Here is a 1,586-nt window from a genome sequence, read left to right as displayed (position 1 = left end):
CCGAGACGATGCGCGGCGGCACTTCGGCGGCGGCCGGGGACAGGGCGAGGCCAAGGTTGGCGGCGAACAGCAGCCGGCAAAGCCAGGGTTTGATTGCGCTCATAAAAACGTCTTCTTCAAGTTGTTGCACGGGGCCGCCGCTCAGGCCGCGGCTTCGGCCGGTTCAGCCTTGGGCTTTTCCTGGTGGCCGGCGTCGTTGATATGGCGGATTTGCGCCATATCCTCGCCCTCGATGGCAAAGGCCCGGGCGAAACCCTGCACGAAGCTGCCGCGTTCCGGACGGATGCGGAACAGATGAAAGTCCTGCATTTTTTGCAACTGTTTGATAAAGCCGCCGAATTTTTCCTCGAACAGGCCGAGGATATAGTCGAAGGCCGCCGTGTCGCGGTCCACCTCCAGCGCGGAACAATGGAAGGTGACGCGCTGGCGGGCAAATAAATGCGCCGCCTTGTCTTCGTCTTCGACGAACAACAGGCAGACCCGGCCGTTATCCAGCAAATTCCGGGTATGGGCGGCCAGTTCGCTGACATACACGTAGTAATGGCCGTCATGTTTGATATAAGCGGCGTAACTGGCTTCCGGTTCGCCGGCCACGCTGACGGTCGCCATCAGCGTGGATGCGAAGCTTTCCGGCAAGGCCGAATAAGCGGCCCGGACTTGGTCGAAATCGATGGTTTTTTCGTTCATGGTTTTCCTCGCTAAATGCGGTTTCCGAGAGTGTTTAAAGGTTGGCGTTTTCGCCGGGCAACCCGGCCAATAAGTCGTTCCAGAGCGTGTTATCGCCGCCGGCCGGATCGTATTGCCCAAACAGGGAGGCAATGGTTTGCCCGTGTGCGTTGCGTAGCTGCAAACCCTGCAGGTTATGCCCGCGATACGGGAGATTGACGGTCCGCAGGCCGGCTATGGCGCTGTGGTTGAGATGCAGATTAAAGTCGTCGTCCAACACGTTGAACCAGGGTCCGCCGATCATCAGATTCCTAATCGGGCCTTCATGCACCTGGATGGCGGCTTGGTTGCGGACGATGATTTGTATCGGCAGCAGCATATCCGCCAGTTGCAGCATGAATTGCGTAAATACCGGGATGCCGATAGACCGGCTCGACGGGATGCCGGTTTCCTGACCGGCAAAAAAACCGGCCTTGAACCAACGTTGCCAGCGTTCCGGCAGGCCTGGCACGGCGCTCGAATCGGCGCCGGCGGGCAGGGAGCCGGCCGGCAAGTCCAGCTTGGGGGATTGGTCCGCGGCGCGGTAGGCATCGACCAGGCGTTGGTAACGGGCGCGGTCGGCTTGTTCGGTCAGGTAGAGCTTGTAGACCGCCGCGCCGCGCGCATCGAAAAACTGCAGACTGCGGCGTTCGCCGATCCGGGTGGCTTCGCATACCGCAAAGCCGGCGTGCCAATGCCCGGTCAACAAGGCCGTGTCCACCCCGTGGCCGGATAATAGCAACCAGTCGCCCGCCGTCGCGATCCGGTCATAGCGGCCGGTTTTTTCATGCACTGCTTCGTCGTTGCGGGTTAAGCCCATCAGCACGCCGAGCTCGCCGATTTCCGCCAGCAGCGCCGGCCAGGGGCCGTCCAGCCGGACC

At 61.2% G+C, this 1,586-nt stretch carries 2 protein-coding genes; both read right to left on the bottom strand.

Features of this window, described 5'->3' with window-relative positions; translation table 11 throughout:
* Window positions 1-141: 141 nt before the first annotated feature.
* Window positions 142-687 (bottom strand): HugZ family pyridoxamine 5'-phosphate oxidase, encoded by a 546-nt coding sequence (locus NP596_RS21270; RefSeq protein ID WP_256617382.1) that lies wholly within the window; start codon window positions 685-687, stop codon window positions 142-144.
* Window positions 688-721: 34 nt separating this feature from the next.
* On the bottom strand, window positions 722-1,586 hold an 865-nt coding region (locus NP596_RS21265), incomplete at its 5' end, for a ChuX/HutX family heme-like substrate-binding protein (protein WP_256617381.1).

It is taken from the genome of Methylomonas rivi, assembly GCF_024505165.1.
GTDB lineage: Bacteria > Pseudomonadota > Gammaproteobacteria > Methylococcales > Methylomonadaceae > Methylomonas > Methylomonas rivi.
This window is presented reverse-complemented; position numbering and strand designations above follow the sequence as displayed.